Raw genomic sequence first — 14737 nt, forward strand, 5'->3', positions numbered from 1 at the left:
CTGCACGGCCTGAAGATCAGCCCGCGATCTGCACGCCGATCCAGAACAGGCCGGCGGCCAGCAGCATCGAGGCAGGCAGCGTCAGCACCCAGGCCAGCAGGATGTTGCGCACGGTGTTGCCTTGCAGCCCCGTCTTGTTGGCGATCATCGTGCCCGCCACGCCGGAGGACAGTACGTGGGTGGTCGATACGGGCAGGCTGAACACGTTGGCCAGGCCGATGGCCCCCACCGCCGTCAGCTGCGCCGACATGCCCTGGGCGTACGTCATGCCCTGCTTGCCGATCTTTTCGCCCACCGTCAGGACCACGCGGCGCCAGCCGACCATGGTGCCCGCGCCGAGCGCCAGGGCGACCGCCACGATCACCCAGAACGGCGCGTATTCGGTGGTGGCCGTCAGGTCCGCGCGCAGGCGCTGCAGATCCGCGCGTTCGCGGGCCGGCAGCCCTTCAATGCGGGCCACCTTCTTGGCCGTGTCGTCCAGGCACAGCAGGTAGCGGCGCACCGCGATCCGCTTCTCGGCCGACAGGTCGCTGTAGTTGCTTACGCCGTGCAGGTCGGTCTGCAGCGCGATGATGGTCGGCACGGTCAGGGCCGGATCGCAGCGGAAATTGGCCGGCAGTTCTTCCTGGATATCGGTGCGCTTGAGCGCCAGATAGTCGCCCAGCATCGTCTCGTTGCGCTGGTAGAACACCAGCAGGTGGTTGGCCGCGTCGCGGGTGCGCTCGATCTGGTAGGTGGTGCTGTTGGTGTCCAGCACGAAATTCGCGGGCACGATGCCGATCAGCACCAGCATGATCAGGCCGATCCCTTTCTGGCCGTCGTTCGAGCCGTGCACGAAGCTCACGCCCATGGCCGACAGCACCAGCACCAGGCGGTTCCAGAAGGGCGGGTGCTTCTTGTTGTCGATGGCGCGGCGCTGTTCGGGCGTCTTGTGCATCTTGGACAGCGGGAGCCAGCGCTTGAGCGCCAGCAGCAGTCCGCCCGCCACCACGAACCCGGCAATCGGCGAGGCCACGAGCGACAGGCCGATATCGATGGCCTTGCCCCAGTTCACGCCTTCGCCCAGCGGCAGGTCGGTGATCAGGGCATTGGCCAGCCCCACGCCGAGGATCGAGCCGATCAGGGTGTGCGAACTGGACGCCGGGATGCCGAAGTACCAGGTGCCCAGGTTCCAGGCGATGGCCGCCGCCAGCATGGCGAACACCATGGCCAGGCCGCGGCCGGTATCCACGTTGATCAGCAGTTCGACGGGCAGCAGATGGACGATGGCGTAGGCCACGCCCACCCCGCCCAACAGCACGCCCAGGAAATTGAAGATGCCGGAGAGCACCACCGCCAGGTGCGGCGGCATGGCCTTGGTGTAAATGACGGTCGCCACGGCGTTTGCCGTGTCGTGAAAGCCGTTGATGAATTCGAAGGCCAGGACGAATGTCAGGGCCAGCACGAGGCTGAGGCCAACCCAAAGGTCTAGGCCGTGGAAGAGGTCGAACATGGGGACGGGGGCGAGGTTCCGGCGAGAGGCCCCGATTATTGCAGATTTGTGACCTGTCCCCGAAAGGCCGGACGTCGCAGGCGGGTCGTGCGTCTGCCGCGGCCCTAGAACTTCGAGTACTGGAACTCGATTTCCATCGGCTTGCCCAGGTTGGCGGACGTGTCCGCCTGGATCACCATGACGGCCAGCAGGCCCAGGTAGAGCAGGCAGAGCCAGAGCGTTCTTTTCATGGGCGGAATACCTCGGCAATCTTCTGGTTCACGCGCAGCCAGCCCAGTTCGCCCAGGTGCTGGACGTCGCGCAGCGTGCCCACCTCGAAGGGCGCGTCGTACATGTCCATGCAGGTCATCGCATAGCGCTGGCAGAGCGCGGCGACCTGGCGCCGGACCGGCTCGAAGCGGTCCAGGTCCTTGAACACCATGGGGTGCAGCGGCTGCATGACGAACAGCGCGTCGGCGCCGCGCTGGCGCAGCAGGGCCATCAGGGCGTCGAGTTCGCGCAGTTCGTCGCGGCCGGTCAGCGGCTGGGGCAGGTAGGCGGTCTTGCCGCCCTCGGGGATGGCGCGCAGGTACTTGTTGAAGAACTCATCGCGCACGGCATAGCGGTTGCCGGTCATCAGCGCCTGCTCGGCCGCCTGGGCCTCGCCTGCCAGCGCATCCCAATCCACCACGCGGGCCGCGGCCGCCGGGCCCTGGCGCTCCGGTTCGGGGGCGGGCGCGGCATGGGCGGGCGCCCAGAGACCGGCCAGGCGCTGGCGGAATACGTAGGCCTGCTCGGCCGCCATGGACCACAGCACGCCGGCGTCGCCCTTGTCGCCCAGCCAGCGGACGACCTGCGCGCGGCCCTCGGGCTGCCTGAGCAGACGGGGCAGCAGCGGGTTGGCGTGCTCCTTGAATTCGTCCGGACCCAGTCCGCCGTCGCCGTCGAACCAGCCCGGCGACAGCATCACGACCACGCGCGAGGCCGGCGACAGGTCGTCGGCCAGCGCCGCCAGCACCAACTGCATGCCCAGCGACTGGAAGCCCGAATGGCCGTAGGCCAGCACGGGCATCTGCAGCTCGTCGGCCAGATAGCGGTAGGGCACGAAGCGCAGGTCGTTGCTGGTCAGCTCCGAGGAGCCCAGGATCACCAGCCGGTCGCCGGTGCGCAGCGCCTGGCTGAGCCGCGAGAGGTTGCGCGTCTGTTCGTCCAGCGTATTGCCCAGGTTGGGGATATAGATGCCGGGCGCGGCGGCCGGGACGGGCTCGGTCTTCAGGGCGAGCGCGTGCAGGGCTCCCCAGCCGGCCGCTACGGCCGCGGACAGGGTCAGCGCCGCGGCCAGGGCGTGCTGCCGGAGAGTGCGTTTGAACATGGGGAACCCGAAAAAGCGCGGCGGCCTTGGCAAAGGTCGCGATTGTTAGCGGATGTTATCCAGCGTCCATGGCAGGAACAAGCGCTGTAAACCCTGGGGGCGGCCGGATTCGCCTTTTTGCCACACCCCGGGAGGCTTGCGCCTTGATGCAACGCCCGTCCTCCCGGTGGAGAATGCGATAGCATCGTTGTCGCGCGACGCTCCTGGATTACCAGGATTGACCGCGCCCAGCGCCGCCGCCCGCGGCGTTTCCTCCGTCGACTCACCCTTGCCCCGCCCATGACCGAGCCCACCCGTATCGTCCGCAACCACCCCGATGAACTGATCGTGGGCCTGGTGTCCGTTTCCGACCGCGCCTCCACCGGCGCCTACCAGGACCAGGGGCTGCCCGCGCTGCGCGAATGGCTGGGCGGCGCGCTGGTGTCGCCCTGGCAGGCGGTCGAGCGCCTGATCCCCGACGAGGCCGCCGGCATCTCCGCCGCCCTGATCGAACTGGTCGACGGCTGCGGCTGCGATCTGGTCCTGACCACCGGCGGCACCGGACCGGCCCGGCGCGACGTCACGCCCGAAGCGACGCTGGCGGTCGGCACCAAGGAAATGCCCGGCTTCGGCGAGCAGATGCGCCAGATCAGCCTGCGCTTCGTGCCCACCGCCATCCTGTCGCGCCAAGTGGCGGTCATCCGCGAAACCGAAGGCCATGCCGCCCTGATCGTGAACCTTCCCGGCCAGCCCAAGTCCATCCGGGAGACCCTGGAAGGCCTGAAGGCCGAAGACGGCGCCGTGCTGGTGCCGGGCATTTTTGCCGCCATTCCCTATTGCATAGACCTCATCGGCGGCCCGTACGCGGAAACCCGGCCTGAGGTCATCGCCGCCTTCCGTCCCAAGTCCGCCCGCAGGGCGCCGCAGGCCTGAAGCTGGCGCCCGCAGCCCCGTTTGCGTCCATGGGTCCGCGGGGCCCGTGCGTTATAGTTGGCCGCCCCGATCAATCCCCAGCCCGAGAGTTCAATAGTCATGAAGGTTCGCATCGCCCTGTCCCTCGCCGCCCTGGCCGCCCTGTCCGCCTGCGCCAACGTCAAAGATGTGCGCGATCGCGATCCGGTCTTCTACGGCTCCACCCAGCGCACGGCCGAGGACTACACGCAATGCGTGGCCGACGCCTGGAAGAGCCTGGGCGTGAATTTCAAGCAGACCGCGGTGCGCAACGGGTTTGAACTGGTCCAGGAAGACAGCCTGGGCGTCGAGGCCGTGCTGTCGACGATCCACTGGAAGGGCAAGACCGAGGCGCGCCTTTCGACGCGCATCGCGCGCCGCGACCAGAGCATCATCGAACCCGCCAACCTGTGCCTGTAAACCCCATGATCCAACGCCGCGACATCCTGCGCGCCGGCCTGGCCGCGGCCGCCGTCTGCCTGGGCTGGCCGGCGCGCGCGCAGCCGCAGGAAGGCTATATCAGCCGCAAGCTCGACGCCCGGGTGCCGGGCGGCGTGGCCGTGCTGGCCCTGGGCGACGCCGAGCGCGCGCCCGAGGTCAGCTATCAGGGCCGCCGCGTGCTGGTGGTGCGCGAAGAAGGCAGGCAGTGGATCGCGGTGGTCGGCATCCCGCTGAGCGTCAAGCCCGGCCAGCAGCAGGTCGATGTCAAGGACGCGAAGGGTCCGCGCAAGCAGGCGTTCTCGGTGGGTGCCAAGGAGTACGTGGCGCAGCACATTACGCTGAAGAATCCGCGCCAAGTCGATCCCAACCCGGACGACATGAAGCGCATCGAACGCGAGATGGCCGAGCAGAGCGCGGCCAACCGCGGCTATCGGGCGGGCGTCACGCCCAGCAATCTGCTGCTGGACCGGCCCGTCAACGGCGGCCGCCTGTCCAGCCCGTTCGGATTGCGCCGCTTCTTCAACGGCCAGGAGCGCAACCCCCATTCAGGACTCGATTTCGCCGTCCCGGCGGGCACGCCCATCAAGGCGCCGGCCGCCGGCGTGGTCGTGCTGGTGGGGGATTACTTCTTCAACGGCAAGACGGTGTTCCTGGACCATGGCCAGGGCTTCGTCAGCATGTTCTGCCACATGTCGGCCATCGACGTGAAAGTCGGCGACGAGGTGCCGCGCGGCGGCGTGGTGGGGAAGGTGGGGGCGACGGGGCGGGCAACCGGCCCGCATCTGCACTGGAACGTCAGCCTGAACGACGCGCGCGTCGATCCGGCCATCTTCATCGGGGCGTTCAAGCCCTGAGGCGCGGCGCGCCTTACACCTGCGCGGCCTGCAGCGCGATCCGGTTCAGGACGAACTGGTGCATGCGCTCCGCGTACTCCATCTGTTGCCGGACGTGCAGATGCCCGGCTTCCTGGTCGTCCAGGCAGTTGTCGTATTTGGTCTTGGCTTCGGCGTAGGTCAGGCCGGTGTTGCGCAGGCTGTTGATGAACGCCTCGCGCGACTGGCGCAGCAGGCGCAGGCCGTCCTCGCCCTTCACGAATCTTTTTCGCGCCAGGGCAAGCTGGTCTGCGGCGGCTTGCAATTCTTCTTTCAGATCCATCTTGCTTCGTGCGTATCCGGCCCGGCGTCGCGCCAGGCGGGGAGCGCCATTCTTTCATGAATGGGCGTTCCACGCATTACGGCAGTCCGCGACGCCGGCTTAAGATCCGCGAGCCAGCGAGCAGGGGAGCCGGCGCCGGGCCGGCGGCCCATGCTTAACGGCGGTACTGTTGGGGACGCTGCGGCGCGGGCGCGCGTTCGTCCTTGTGGCGGAAGTTGATGCGGCCCTTGGTCAGGTCGTACGGGGACATTTCCAGGGTGACGCGATCGCCCGCCAGGATGCGGATGCGGTGCTTGCGGATGCGGCCCGACGCGTAGGCGCCGACTTCGATGCCGTTGTCCAGCTTAACGCGGTAGCGGCTATCGGGCAGCACTTCGTCAACGATGCCATCCAATTCGATGAGTTCTTCTTTAGCCATTCTCTACTCCTTGATCAATTCGCGCAGCCAAGCCGGCGGCATGGCGCGCCGCGCAAGGCGGCATGCGCGTTGGACACAGATAACCAGGTCCAGCGGTTTGAACGTAAAAACGTCCGGGCAAGCGCGGGTATGGGCCACGGCATCCAGCGGATGTCTGAAATGGCGGATACTCGCGCCCCGAGGGTAAGTGCGCGCGGGGCGCGCCTTGGTCGCGGCAGAGGCGTTTTGCGCACATCGCCGGAAGAAGCGGGTTGGAGCGTCTGCTGCAATGCCGGGCGCCGCGAAGGTTGCGGCGGCGCAATTGGCAGTGGTGGGGTTCGCCCAAGAAAAACCGGATGCAGCTTGGCGTAGCTGGCGCGCTTCCACTAGCGCAGTCCCGCTGGCGCTACAGGTTGGCACGCAGGGCGACCGAAGTCCGGTTTTTGCGGAAAAATCACGGACTTATGTTACTGCAAAGCGAGCCGATTAGCCAGTTTTTATGCCGGGCTAAGTCGCGATAGTTGCGCTTGAACGACTTCAGGAACGCGGAATGCGCGCCTGGTATTCGGCTTCGCGCGCCGCCACGGCGGACCAGAAGGGGCCCGGTTCGCGCCCGGCGAGCCGGGCGGCCAGCACGTTCAGGTGGGTGTGCCAGCCGCCGGCCACGTCCACCATGTCGGCCCGGCTGGCAAGCTTGCGGTGGGTCAGCACCAGCAAGGCGCCCTCGCCGAGCGGGGACAGTTCAAAGGTGACCTCGGAAGGCGAACCCGCCGAGCCGCCCCAGGTATAGGCCAGCAAATGCGGCGGCTCGCAGCGGGTGATCAGGCCCTGGGTGGTGACGCCGTCTTCATAGGGCTTGTAGGCCTCGGGCGTGGGCTCCGGCACGGACGACAGGTCGGCGTGCAGGAATCTCAGGGTGACGCCGCCGCCTTCGGTCAGTTCCATGTCGCCCGACGCCAGCCACCGGCCGCGCTTGTCGGATTCGGTGAGCCAGGCCCAGACCTGCGGGACGCTGGCGGGCAGTTCGCGCGTGAAGCGCAGGGTGGCGGGGTCGAGTACGACGCCGTGGTCGTTCATAGCGATCTCCTGGGGAAGGCCGGAGCCGGCCGCTTGTTCATCTTCCGTGGGAAAAGGTCAGGTGCGAAACCTGTGGCTGGTGATCGGGGGGCTCATCGATCGCGCCGGGATGCTGCGGAAGGTCGTCCGTGATGTCGAACCACGGCGCCTTACTGGACACGTGGCAATGCGCCTCGGGCTTGACGCCCGGGTCGTCGTCCAGCGCGCCCAGCGGCAGGCCGTAGACATCGGGCGCCTGGTCGAAGCGGCTGAGCAGCGGCGTGCCGCAGGCCTCGCAGAAACCGCGGTAGCTGCCGGGCGACGAGCTGTACCAGGTGACGTGGTTTTCTCCCTGGGTCCAGGCGAAGTCCTTGGCCTGGACGGTGGCTCGGCTGCGGAAGGCGGCGCCGTGCGACTTGCGGCACATGACGCAGTGGCAGTTGAGGGCGTTGGTGAGCGGACCGTTGATCTCGTACGCAACCCGGCCGCACAGGCAGGAACCTTTGATCATGATGAGCGCCTAGCGAGTGGGGAACAACTTCAATATACCCGCGCCGCAGCACGCGCGAGCCGGGTTTTGTGACGGACGTCTTTCAGTTCGTTCCGGTGTCCCCAATTTCCGCCAAATGTTTCGATCTTCGGGTCATCTCGCTGTCATGCCGCATAAACAGAATGCGCCCATGAACACATCCAAGGGGATCCGGCGATGACGTACGCCATCGAAGTTCAAGGACTCAGCAAGACATTCCATGCCGGCGCGCGGGCGCTGGACGGCGTCAACCTGCAGGTGACCGACGGCGAGATGGTCGCCCTCCTGGGTGCCTCGGGCTCGGGCAAGTCGACCCTGCTGCGCCACCTGGCCGGCTTCGTGGCCGGCGACGCGGGCGCGGGCAGCGTGACGGTCAACGGCCGGCTGATCCAGCGCGGCGGCCGCCTGAGCCGCGATGTGCGCGGCGCGCGGGCCGGCATCGGCTTCGTGTTCCAGCAGTTCAACCTGGTGGGCCGCCTGCCCGTCATCACCAACGTCCTGACCGGCATGCTGCCGCGGGTGCCCCTGTGGCGCAGCCTGACGCGCTGGTTCCTGCGCGACGAAGTGCGCCAGGGCCTGGATGCGCTTGCCCAGGTTGGTATAGACGACTATGCATTTCAGCGCGCCTCCACCCTGTCCGGCGGCCAGCAGCAGCGCGCCGCGATCGCCCGCACGCTGGTGCAGAACGCGCGCGTCATCCTGGCCGACGAGCCGATCGCCTCGCTGGATCCCGAATCTTCGCGCCGCGTGATGGACACGCTGGCGCAGATCAACCGCAGCCGCAAGGTCGCGGTCGTGGTGTCGCTGCACCTGGTGGACGTGGCGGTGCGCTACTGCCCGCGCGTGGTGGCGCTGCGCCACGGCAAGGTGGTCTACGACGGCCCGTCCGCGGACCTGACGCCCGCGATGCTGGGCAGCCTGTACGGATCCGAGCTGAGCGAACTGCTTCCCGAATACGCGCCGCAGGCGCCGGCCATGCCGGCCGCGGCGCGGCTTTCCCAACTGGCGCAAGCCGCCTGAATCCTGGCCCCTTCCTTTCCCGGAGCTACCCCATGCTACGCAGAACCTTCCTCACCCTGATCGCCACGGCGGCGCTGGCCACGCAGGCCTACGCGCAAGACGCCAAAACGCTGAACTTCGGCATCATCTCGACGGAGTCGTCCACCAACCTGAAGTCGGTCTGGCAGCCCGTCATCGACGACCTGAGCCGTGCGATCGGCGTGCCGGTCAAGCCGTTCTTCGCCTCGGACTATGCCGGCATCATCGAAGGCATGCGTTTCAACAAGGTGCAGATGGGCTGGTTCGGCAACAAGTCGGCCATCGAGGCCGTGGACCGCGCCAAGGGCGAGGTGTTTGCGTCGGTCATCGACAAGGACGGCAACCCTGGCTACTGGTCGCTGCTCATCGTCAACAAGGACAGCAACCTGAAGACGCTGGACGACGTGCTGAAGAACGGCGCCAAGCTGAGCTACGGCGCGGGCGATCCGAACTCCACGTCCGGCACCGCCGTGCCCGGCTATTACCTGTGGGCCGCCAACAAGATCGAGCCCAAGACCTTCTTCAAGACGGTGCGCGCCAGCAACCATGAAGCCAACCTGCTGTCGGTCATCAACAAGCAGGTGGACGTGGCCGTCAACAACACCGAAGCGCTGGAGCGCTATCGCCTGAACACCGGCAAGGACGCCAACGACAGCGTGCGCGTGCTGTGGAAGTCGCCGCTGATTCCCGCCGATCCGCTGGTGGTGCGCAGCGACCTGCCCGCCGACCTGAAGGCGAAGATCCGCGACTTCTTCGTCAACTACGGCAAGGGCAAGGACGCCGAGCGCGAACTGGCCAACCTGAAGGCGCTGACCTACAAGGGCTTCCGCGCGTCGGACAACCAGCAGCTCGTGCCCATCCGCCAGATCGAACTGGCCCGCGAGAAGGCCAAGGTCGAGGCGGACGCCACGCTGGGCCAGGCCGAAAAGCAGAAGCAGCTGGCCGAACTGGACGGCAAGCTGGCCAGCCTGGGCCAGCCGGCCGCGGCCAAGCAGTAAGCCTTGCCCGCGCCGCCGGCGCGCCCGCGGGCGCGCCGGCGTTCTTTCCCTGCATAACCCCCAAGCGGACTCTCACCCAAAAATGAACCTGGCCACGCATTCCCCCCGCCTGCCCGCCGCGCCGCGCTCGTCGCTGCCGGTCCTTCTTGTCTGGGCCGTCGTGCTGGCGCTGCTCGTCATGTCGTGGCGGGGCGCCGACATGCGTCCGCTGGACCTGCTGCGCGACTCCGGCAACATGGCGCAGTTCGCGGCCGATTTCTTCCCGCCCAATTTCCGCGACTGGCGCATGTACCTGGACGAGATGATCGTCACGGTGCAGATCGCCGTGTGGGGCACGTTCCTGGCCATCGTGGTCGCGGTGCCGCTGGGCCTGATGTGCTCGTCGAACATGGTGCCCGCCTGGGTCTACCAGCCGATGCGCCGCCTGATGGACGCGTGCCGCGCCATCAATGAAATGGTGTTCGCGATGCTGTTCATCGTCGCGGTGGGACTGGGTCCGTTCGCCGGCGTGCTGGCCCTGTGGGTCCACACGACGGGCGTCCTGGCCAAGCTTTTCTCGGAAGCGGTCGAGGCGATCGACCCGCGGCCCGTGGAAGGCGTGCGCGCCACCGGCGCGAATGCGCTGGAGGAAATCGTCTACGGCGTGATTCCGCAGGTGCTGCCCCTGTGGATCTCTTATTCGCTGTACCGCTTTGAATCGAATGTGCGGTCGGCGTCGGTGGTGGGTATCGTGGGCGCCGGCGGCATCGGCACCGTGCTGTGGGAAATCATCCGCAGCTTCCGCTACGCCGAGACCTGCGCGGTCATGATCATCATCGTCGCTTTCGTGGTGGTGATCGACATGGCGTCGGCGCGGATCCGCAATGCGCTGATCTGAGGACGCGGGGCCCGTCCGGGCCCCGGCGCCTCATTGTTCCGGGCGCAGCGCCTGGAACGCCGGCAGGGCCAGCAGGCCCGCCAGGCGCGCGGCGTGCACGTCGGCGTCCGACAGGGCCGGGCGCGGCATCAGGAAGTTGACGGTGCCCAGGCAGTCGCCGCCATACACCACCGGCACGTTGATGACGGACTGCAGTCCAAGGTCCCGGATCGCGTCGTGGTCATTGAAGAATTCGCGGATCGCGCTTTCTCCCTCTCCCACGAATACCTGCTGCGCCAGCAGGACATGGCGGCCCCACGCCGTGCCGGTCTTGTCCTTGCTGCCGCCGGGCGGGTAGGCCTGCGGATTCGAGCTGTACAGGCGCACCACGCGCATGGCCCGGGCGTCGAAGCGATTGACCGTGCACAGGGTGTGGGCCAGGCTGAGGCGGGCGTAGTCGTCGATGGCCTGGAAGGCCGCGCTGGCATCGGCGCTGGCGTAGGCCCGGGCGATCGCCTGCACCCCGGCAAGCGCCGGCTCGTGCTGCGCGCAGGCGCGGGGAGTGCCCGTCATTCCGCGGTGATCCCGAGTTCTTTGATGAGCTTGCCGTACTTGTCGGCATCGCGCGCCAGGATCTGGCCGAACTGTTCCGGCGTGGTCTCGGTCAGCAGCACGCCCATGTCGGCCATCTTCTTGATGACCTCGGGACGCTTGAGGATCAGGTTGATCTCGCGGTTCAGCTTCTGGGTCAGTTCGGGCGGCATGCCGGCCGGGCCGAACGCGCCATACCAGACCGCCAGTTCGTAGCCGGGCAGCGTTTCCGCCACGGTGGGCACATCGGGCAGGAATGGCGAGCGGGTGTCCTCGGTCACGGCCAGCAGCTTGAGCTTGTTCGTCTGCACGTGCGGCAGCGTCTGCGTGCCGGCGCTGAACAGCACCTGCGTGCGCCCGGCCACGGTGTCCAGCACCGCCGGCGCGCCGCCGCGGTAGGGGATGTGCATCATCTTCACGCCCGCGGCCTTCTCGAAGAGCGCGGCGCTGAGATGGTTGGTGGAACCCTGGCCGGCGGAGGCATACGCCACCGCGTCCGGATTCGCCTTCACGTAGGCGATGAACTCTTTCAGGTTCGACGCCGGCACGGACGGATGCACGACCATGGTGTTGGTGACGAGCGCCAGTTCCGCGATGGGCGTGAAGTCCTTGACGCCGTCGAACGGCATGTTGGAGTACAGCGCCTGGTTCATCGTGTGCGTGCTCATCGAACCCACCAGCAGCGTGTAGCCGTCCGGCTTGGCGCGTGCGACGAACGTCGTGCCGATGTTGCCGGACGCGCCCGAGCGGTTTTCCACGATGACGGGCTGGCCCAGCGACTGGGTCAGCCCTTCGGACAGCACGCGCGCCAGGATGTCGGTCGAGCCGCCCGCGGCCCACGGCACGATCAGCGTGATGGGCTTTTCGGGCCAGGCGGCGTGCGTGACCGCCGGCGCGGCCAGGGCCAGGCCCAGCGCGAAGGCGCCCAGCAGTCGTTGGAATGGCAGTTTCATGGTGTTTACCCCTTGTGTAGTTTCCGGTCTGTGCGCCGGTCGAATGAAAAAGGTTCAGCGGCCGACGGCATAGCCCTGCATGCCGCGCGGGTTGGCGCCGGCGCGCAGCAGCAGGCCGCCGCCGGCGGCGGGTTCGCGCGTGCAGGCGCTGATGCGGCCCTCGGACCAGTCCGGACCGACCTTGACGTCGTGGCCGGCGGCGCGCAGCGCATCGAGCGTGGCGGCGGGCATGCGCGCTTCCACCGTCAGCCGGTTCAGCGTCTGCGAGCGCGGCCAGAACGAACCCGGGAAGTGGTCGATATGCCAGGACGGCGCGTCGATCGCTTCCTGCAGGTTCATGCCCATCGCGTGGCGCAGGAAGAAGGCCACGGTCCATTGGTCCTGCTGGTCGCCGCCCGGCGTGCCGAAGGCCATGTAGGGCAGCCCGTCGCGCAGCGCCAGGCCGGGCGACAGGGTGGTGCAGGGGCGCTTGCCGGGCTGCAGCTGTCCCGGCACGCCCTCGTCCAGCCAGGTCATCTGCAGGCGGGTCGTGAGCGAAAAGCCCAGGCCGGGCACCACCGGGCTGGACGACAGCCAGCCGCCCGACGGCGTGGCCGCCACCATGTTGCCGTCGCGGTCGATGACGTCGATCTGGCAGGTGTCGCCCACGAAGAGTTCGCGCGAGGCCCATTCCGTCACGGGGGGCAGCGCGGCGAAGGTCGGCTCGCCCACGCCGTAGCGGGTGTCCGATGCGGCCAGCGTGCGGAGCGCGGCGTCCAGGTCGGGCAGGCGCGGGGCCAGGCCGGCCGGGCTGCCGGGCTGCAGCGTGGCCGAGGCGCGTTCGCCGATGCCGGCCGCGCGCATGCGGGCGTAGTCGTCGCTGAGCAGCGCGGTCAGCGGCACCTGCGCAAAATCGGGATCGCCATACCAGGCGGTGCGGTCCGCGAACGCCAGCTTGGCGGCCTCGGCCACGCGATGCACGAATGCCGGCGATAGCGGGTCCAGCCCGCCCACGTCCAGGTGCCGCAGCATCGCCAGCTGCTGCAGGTGGACCGGGCCCTGCGACCAGACGCCGCACTTGGCGACGGTGTAGCGGCCGTACTGCGTGGTGAGCGGTTCGTCGTACGTGGCGCGCCAGTCGGCCAGGTCGGATTTGCGCAGCAGGCCGCGATTGCGCTGGCCGGTGGTGTCCAGCGCCGCCTCGTTCGTGTAGCAGGCGTCGATCGCGTCGGCGACGAAGCCGCGGTACCAGACGTCCAGCGCCGCATCGATGCGGCCGCGCCGGTCGGTGCTGGCGGCGTGGGCCTCGTCCAGGATGCGCGTATACGTGGCTGCAATGGCCGGCGTGCGGAAGAGGGCGTCGGGAGCGGGCACGCGGCCGCCGGGCAGCCAGACGTCGGCCGAGCTCGTCCATTCGTCGCGGAACAGCGCCTGCACGGCCAGGATGGCTTGCGAGATGCGAGGCACCAGAGGAAAACCGTTGCGCGCGTAATCGATGGCCGGGCGCAGCACGTCGGCCAGCTCCCAGGTGCCGTAGTCGCGCAGCAGGGTGAGCCAGGCGCCGAACGCGCCGGGCACGGTCGCGGGCAGCAGGCCGATGCCCGGCACCATCTCCACGCCCAGGCCGCGGAAGTAGCCGGGGGTGGCCAGCGCCGGGGCGGGGCCCTGTCCGCACAGCGCCCGCATGCGCTGTTCGCGTTCGCTCCAGAACAGGATGGGCACTTCACCGCCGGGGCCGTTCAGGTGCGGCTCGACGATCTGCAGCGTGAAGCCGCCGGCCACGGCCGCATCGTAGGCGTTGCCGCCGCGCTCCAGCACGCCCATGGCCACTTGCGACGCCAGCCAGTGCGTGGACGAGACCACGCCGTACGTGCCGCTTATTTCGGGACGGGTGGTGAAAGAGGAGCTCATGGGGCGGATCCGGGCGGCAGGGAGATGCAGGCAGTATAGGATCGTGAAATAACTGGTTTTAGCTTTATTGGCATAATTGAATAACCAACCGGTTATAGGAAAACACCATGGCCTGGGACGCGGTCCGTCTGGCGAACCGTCTGAAGCATCGCCACCTGACGCTGCTGGTCAACATCGACCGGCACGGCTCGCTGACGCGGGTGGCTGCCGCGACGGGCGTCAGCCAGCCTGCCGTGACCAAGGCGCTGGCCGAGATCGAAGACATCTTCGGCGCGCCGCTCTTCATGCGCACGGGCCGCGGACTGCAGCCGACGGAACTGGGCCGCCTGGCCCTGGTGCGGGCGCGCCACATGATCAGCGACCTGGATCTCTGGGCGCGCGAGGTCCAGGCCCTGCATGCGGGGCGCTCGGCGCACCTGCACGTGGGCGTGGTGCCGTATGTGTCCAGCACCCTGCTGGCCGCCGCCATCAGCCGCCTGCACCAGCAACACGGCGTGACGCTGAGCCTGCACCGCGCCACGACGGACCACCTGGTGCCGATGCTGCGCCAGCATGAGCTGGACTGCATCATCAGCCGCGCGACTTCCACGGTGGCGCCCGAGGACCTGATCCATCGCGTGCTGTACCGCCAGAAGCCGCGCCTGATCGCGCATGGGCGGCTGGCCCAGCGGCTGGCCCGGCGCAAGCCCGACTGGGCCGCGGTGGCGCGGATGGACTGGGTGCTGCCGGCGGCCAACACGCCCACGCGGCAACTGATCGTGGAGCATTTCATCCGCGCGGAGCTGCGCCCGCCGTCGCCCGTGCTGGAGGCCTATTCGACCGACGTGATCGAAGGCATGCTGACGATGAACGAGACCTTCATCTCGGTCGTTCCCGAGGACATCGCGCGCGAACTTTGTCAGCGCGGCAGGCTGGGCATGGTGCCCTGGGACTTCGGCTGGGAGCTGCCGCCGATCAACCTGATCCGCCGCAAGCGCGAACAGCCGCTGGCGGCCGAGGAGCGCTTTTCGGAGATCCTGCTGGACCTGTGCGGCGACGCGGCCGCGCCCTGGCGCCAGGG

17 protein-coding genes are annotated in these 14737 nt (G+C 68.1%); 7 read left to right on the forward strand and 10 right to left on the reverse strand.

What is annotated here, in order from left to right:
• Nucleotides 1-16 precede the first annotated feature (16 nt).
• The 3 genes from ABE485_RS15060 to ABE485_RS15070 form a co-directional block, all read right to left on the reverse strand.
• Nucleotides 17-1492: an inorganic phosphate transporter gene (locus tag ABE485_RS15060; RefSeq protein ID WP_346516073.1), complete on the reverse strand. Its 1476-nt coding sequence runs from the start codon at nt 1490-1492 to the stop codon at nt 17-19.
• A 104-nt stretch (nt 1493-1596) separates the two neighbouring features.
• On the reverse strand, nt 1597-1722 hold the full coding sequence (locus tag ABE485_RS15065) for a hypothetical protein (RefSeq protein WP_346516074.1): 126 nt from the start codon (nt 1720-1722) through the stop codon (nt 1597-1599).
• Nucleotides 1719-2843, reverse strand: a complete 1125-nt coding sequence (locus ABE485_RS15070) for a D-alanyl-lipoteichoic acid biosynthesis protein DltD (RefSeq protein ID WP_346516075.1) — start codon at nt 2841-2843, stop codon at nt 1719-1721. The genes ABE485_RS15065 and ABE485_RS15070 overlap by 4 nt, the downstream gene beginning before the upstream one ends.
• A gap of 279 nt (nt 2844-3122) precedes the next feature.
• On the opposite strand from ABE485_RS15070, the gene mog reads away from it, so the two are divergent.
• The 3 genes from mog to ABE485_RS15085 all read left to right on the forward strand — a co-directional run bounded on the left by mog (nt 3123) and on the right by ABE485_RS15085 (nt 5068).
• Nucleotides 3123-3755, forward strand: a complete 633-nt coding sequence (gene mog / locus ABE485_RS15075) for a molybdopterin adenylyltransferase (RefSeq protein WP_346516076.1) — start codon at nt 3123-3125, stop codon at nt 3753-3755.
• A gap of 99 nt (nt 3756-3854) precedes the next feature.
• The gene (locus ABE485_RS15080; protein ID WP_346516077.1) at nt 3855-4193 is read left to right on the forward strand and encodes a hypothetical protein; all 339 of its coding nucleotides are present in this window, start codon (nt 3855-3857) and stop codon (nt 4191-4193) included.
• Nucleotides 4194-4198: 5 nt separating this feature from the next.
• Complete coding sequence (locus ABE485_RS15085; RefSeq protein WP_346516078.1) at nt 4199-5068, forward strand: peptidoglycan DD-metalloendopeptidase family protein; 870 nt, start codon at nt 4199-4201, stop codon at nt 5066-5068.
• Between the two features lie 13 nt (nt 5069-5081).
• On the opposite strand, the gene ABE485_RS15090 is transcribed toward ABE485_RS15085, so the two are convergent.
• The 4 genes from ABE485_RS15090 to ABE485_RS15105 form a co-directional block, all read right to left on the reverse strand.
• Nucleotides 5082-5369 carry a hypothetical protein gene (locus tag ABE485_RS15090; RefSeq protein ID WP_346516079.1) on the reverse strand — a complete coding sequence of 96 codons (288 nt, stop codon included), beginning with the start codon at nt 5367-5369 and terminating at the stop codon, nt 5082-5084.
• 154 nt (nt 5370-5523) lie between these two features.
• Nucleotides 5524-5787, reverse strand: a complete 264-nt coding sequence (gene infA, locus ABE485_RS15095; RefSeq protein ID WP_008162910.1) for a translation initiation factor IF-1 — start codon at nt 5785-5787, stop codon at nt 5524-5526.
• 516 nt (nt 5788-6303) lie between these two features.
• Nucleotides 6304-6843: an SRPBCC family protein gene (locus tag ABE485_RS15100; RefSeq protein WP_346516080.1), complete on the reverse strand. Its 540-nt coding sequence runs from the start codon at nt 6841-6843 to the stop codon at nt 6304-6306.
• Between the two features lie 37 nt (nt 6844-6880).
• Nucleotides 6881-7333 carry a GFA family protein gene (locus ABE485_RS15105; RefSeq protein ID WP_346516081.1) on the reverse strand — a complete coding sequence of 151 codons (453 nt, stop codon included), beginning with the start codon at nt 7331-7333 and terminating at the stop codon, nt 6881-6883.
• Between the two features lie 195 nt (nt 7334-7528).
• Between ABE485_RS15105 and phnC the strand changes: the two genes are divergently transcribed.
• From phnC to phnE, 3 genes are all read left to right on the forward strand, one after another.
• Nucleotides 7529-8371, forward strand: coding sequence for a phosphonate ABC transporter ATP-binding protein (gene phnC / locus ABE485_RS15110; RefSeq protein WP_346516082.1), 843 nt, complete (start codon nt 7529-7531; stop codon nt 8369-8371).
• Nucleotides 8372-8403: 32 nt separating this feature from the next.
• A complete protein-coding gene (phnD, locus tag ABE485_RS15115; RefSeq protein WP_346516083.1) occupies nt 8404-9387 on the forward strand; it encodes a phosphonate ABC transporter substrate-binding protein in 984 nt (327 codons plus the stop codon).
• 82 nt (nt 9388-9469) lie between these two features.
• The gene (gene phnE / locus ABE485_RS15120) at nt 9470-10264 is read left to right on the forward strand and encodes a phosphonate ABC transporter, permease protein PhnE (protein ID WP_346516084.1); all 795 of its coding nucleotides are present in this window, start codon (nt 9470-9472) and stop codon (nt 10262-10264) included.
• Nucleotides 10265-10294: 30 nt separating this feature from the next.
• Here the strand turns inward: phnE and ABE485_RS15125 are convergent, their stop codons facing one another.
• Genes ABE485_RS15125 through ABE485_RS15135 form a run of 3 tightly spaced genes read right to left on the reverse strand, consistent with a single transcriptional unit; the run spans nt 10295 to nt 13677 of the window.
• Entirely contained in the window at nt 10295-10816 is a 522-nt protein-coding gene (locus tag ABE485_RS15125; RefSeq protein WP_346516085.1) for a GAF domain-containing protein, read from the reverse strand.
• Complete coding sequence (locus tag ABE485_RS15130; protein ID WP_346516086.1) at nt 10813-11787, reverse strand: Bug family tripartite tricarboxylate transporter substrate binding protein; 975 nt, start codon at nt 11785-11787, stop codon at nt 10813-10815. Before ABE485_RS15130 ends, ABE485_RS15125 begins: the two co-directional genes overlap by 4 nt.
• Nucleotides 11788-11841: 54 nt before the next feature.
• Nucleotides 11842-13677, reverse strand: coding sequence for a gamma-glutamyltransferase family protein (locus ABE485_RS15135; protein ID WP_346516087.1), 1836 nt, complete (start codon nt 13675-13677; stop codon nt 11842-11844).
• 107 nt (nt 13678-13784) lie between these two features.
• On the opposite strand from ABE485_RS15135, the gene ABE485_RS15140 reads away from it, so the two are divergent.
• On the forward strand, nt 13785-14737 hold a 953-nt coding region (locus tag ABE485_RS15140), incomplete at its 3' end, for a LysR family transcriptional regulator (RefSeq protein WP_346516088.1).

The organism is Achromobacter spanius (assembly GCF_039673305.1).
In the GTDB taxonomy this organism is placed as follows: domain Bacteria; phylum Pseudomonadota; class Gammaproteobacteria; order Burkholderiales; family Burkholderiaceae_B; genus Achromobacter; species Achromobacter spanius_F.

Bases quoted from the DNA above. Each gene is read 5' to 3' on its own strand.
- ABE485_RS15060 (WP_346516073.1), bottom strand. From the start codon at position 1,492: ATGTTCGACCTCTTCCACGGCCTAGACCTTTGGGTTGGCCTCAGCCTC.
- ABE485_RS15065 (WP_346516074.1), bottom strand. From the start codon at position 1,722: ATGAAAAGAACGCTCTGGCTCTGCCTGCTCTACCTGGGCCTGCTGGCC.
- ABE485_RS15070 (WP_346516075.1), bottom strand. From the start codon at position 2,843: ATGTTCAAACGCACTCTCCGGCAGCACGCCCTGGCCGCGGCGCTGACC.
- mog (WP_346516076.1), top strand. From the start codon at position 3,123: ATGACCGAGCCCACCCGTATCGTCCGCAACCACCCCGATGAACTGATC.
- ABE485_RS15080 (WP_346516077.1), top strand. From the start codon at position 3,855: ATGAAGGTTCGCATCGCCCTGTCCCTCGCCGCCCTGGCCGCCCTGTCC.
- ABE485_RS15085 (WP_346516078.1), top strand. From the start codon at position 4,199: ATGATCCAACGCCGCGACATCCTGCGCGCCGGCCTGGCCGCGGCCGCC.
- ABE485_RS15090 (WP_346516079.1), bottom strand. From the start codon at position 5,369: ATGGATCTGAAAGAAGAATTGCAAGCCGCCGCAGACCAGCTTGCCCTG.
- infA (WP_008162910.1), bottom strand. From the start codon at position 5,787: ATGGCTAAAGAAGAACTCATCGAATTGGATGGCATCGTTGACGAAGTG.
- ABE485_RS15100 (WP_346516080.1), bottom strand. From the start codon at position 6,843: ATGAACGACCACGGCGTCGTACTCGACCCCGCCACCCTGCGCTTCACG.
- ABE485_RS15105 (WP_346516081.1), bottom strand. From the start codon at position 7,333: ATGATCAAAGGTTCCTGCCTGTGCGGCCGGGTTGCGTACGAGATCAAC.
- phnC (WP_346516082.1), top strand. From the start codon at position 7,529: ATGACGTACGCCATCGAAGTTCAAGGACTCAGCAAGACATTCCATGCC.
- phnD (WP_346516083.1), top strand. From the start codon at position 8,404: ATGCTACGCAGAACCTTCCTCACCCTGATCGCCACGGCGGCGCTGGCC.
- phnE (WP_346516084.1), top strand. From the start codon at position 9,470: ATGAACCTGGCCACGCATTCCCCCCGCCTGCCCGCCGCGCCGCGCTCG.
- ABE485_RS15125 (WP_346516085.1), bottom strand. From the start codon at position 10,816: ATGACGGGCACTCCCCGCGCCTGCGCGCAGCACGAGCCGGCGCTTGCC.
- ABE485_RS15130 (WP_346516086.1), bottom strand. From the start codon at position 11,787: ATGAAACTGCCATTCCAACGACTGCTGGGCGCCTTCGCGCTGGGCCTG.
- ABE485_RS15135 (WP_346516087.1), bottom strand. From the start codon at position 13,677: ATGAGCTCCTCTTTCACCACCCGTCCCGAAATAAGCGGCACGTACGGC.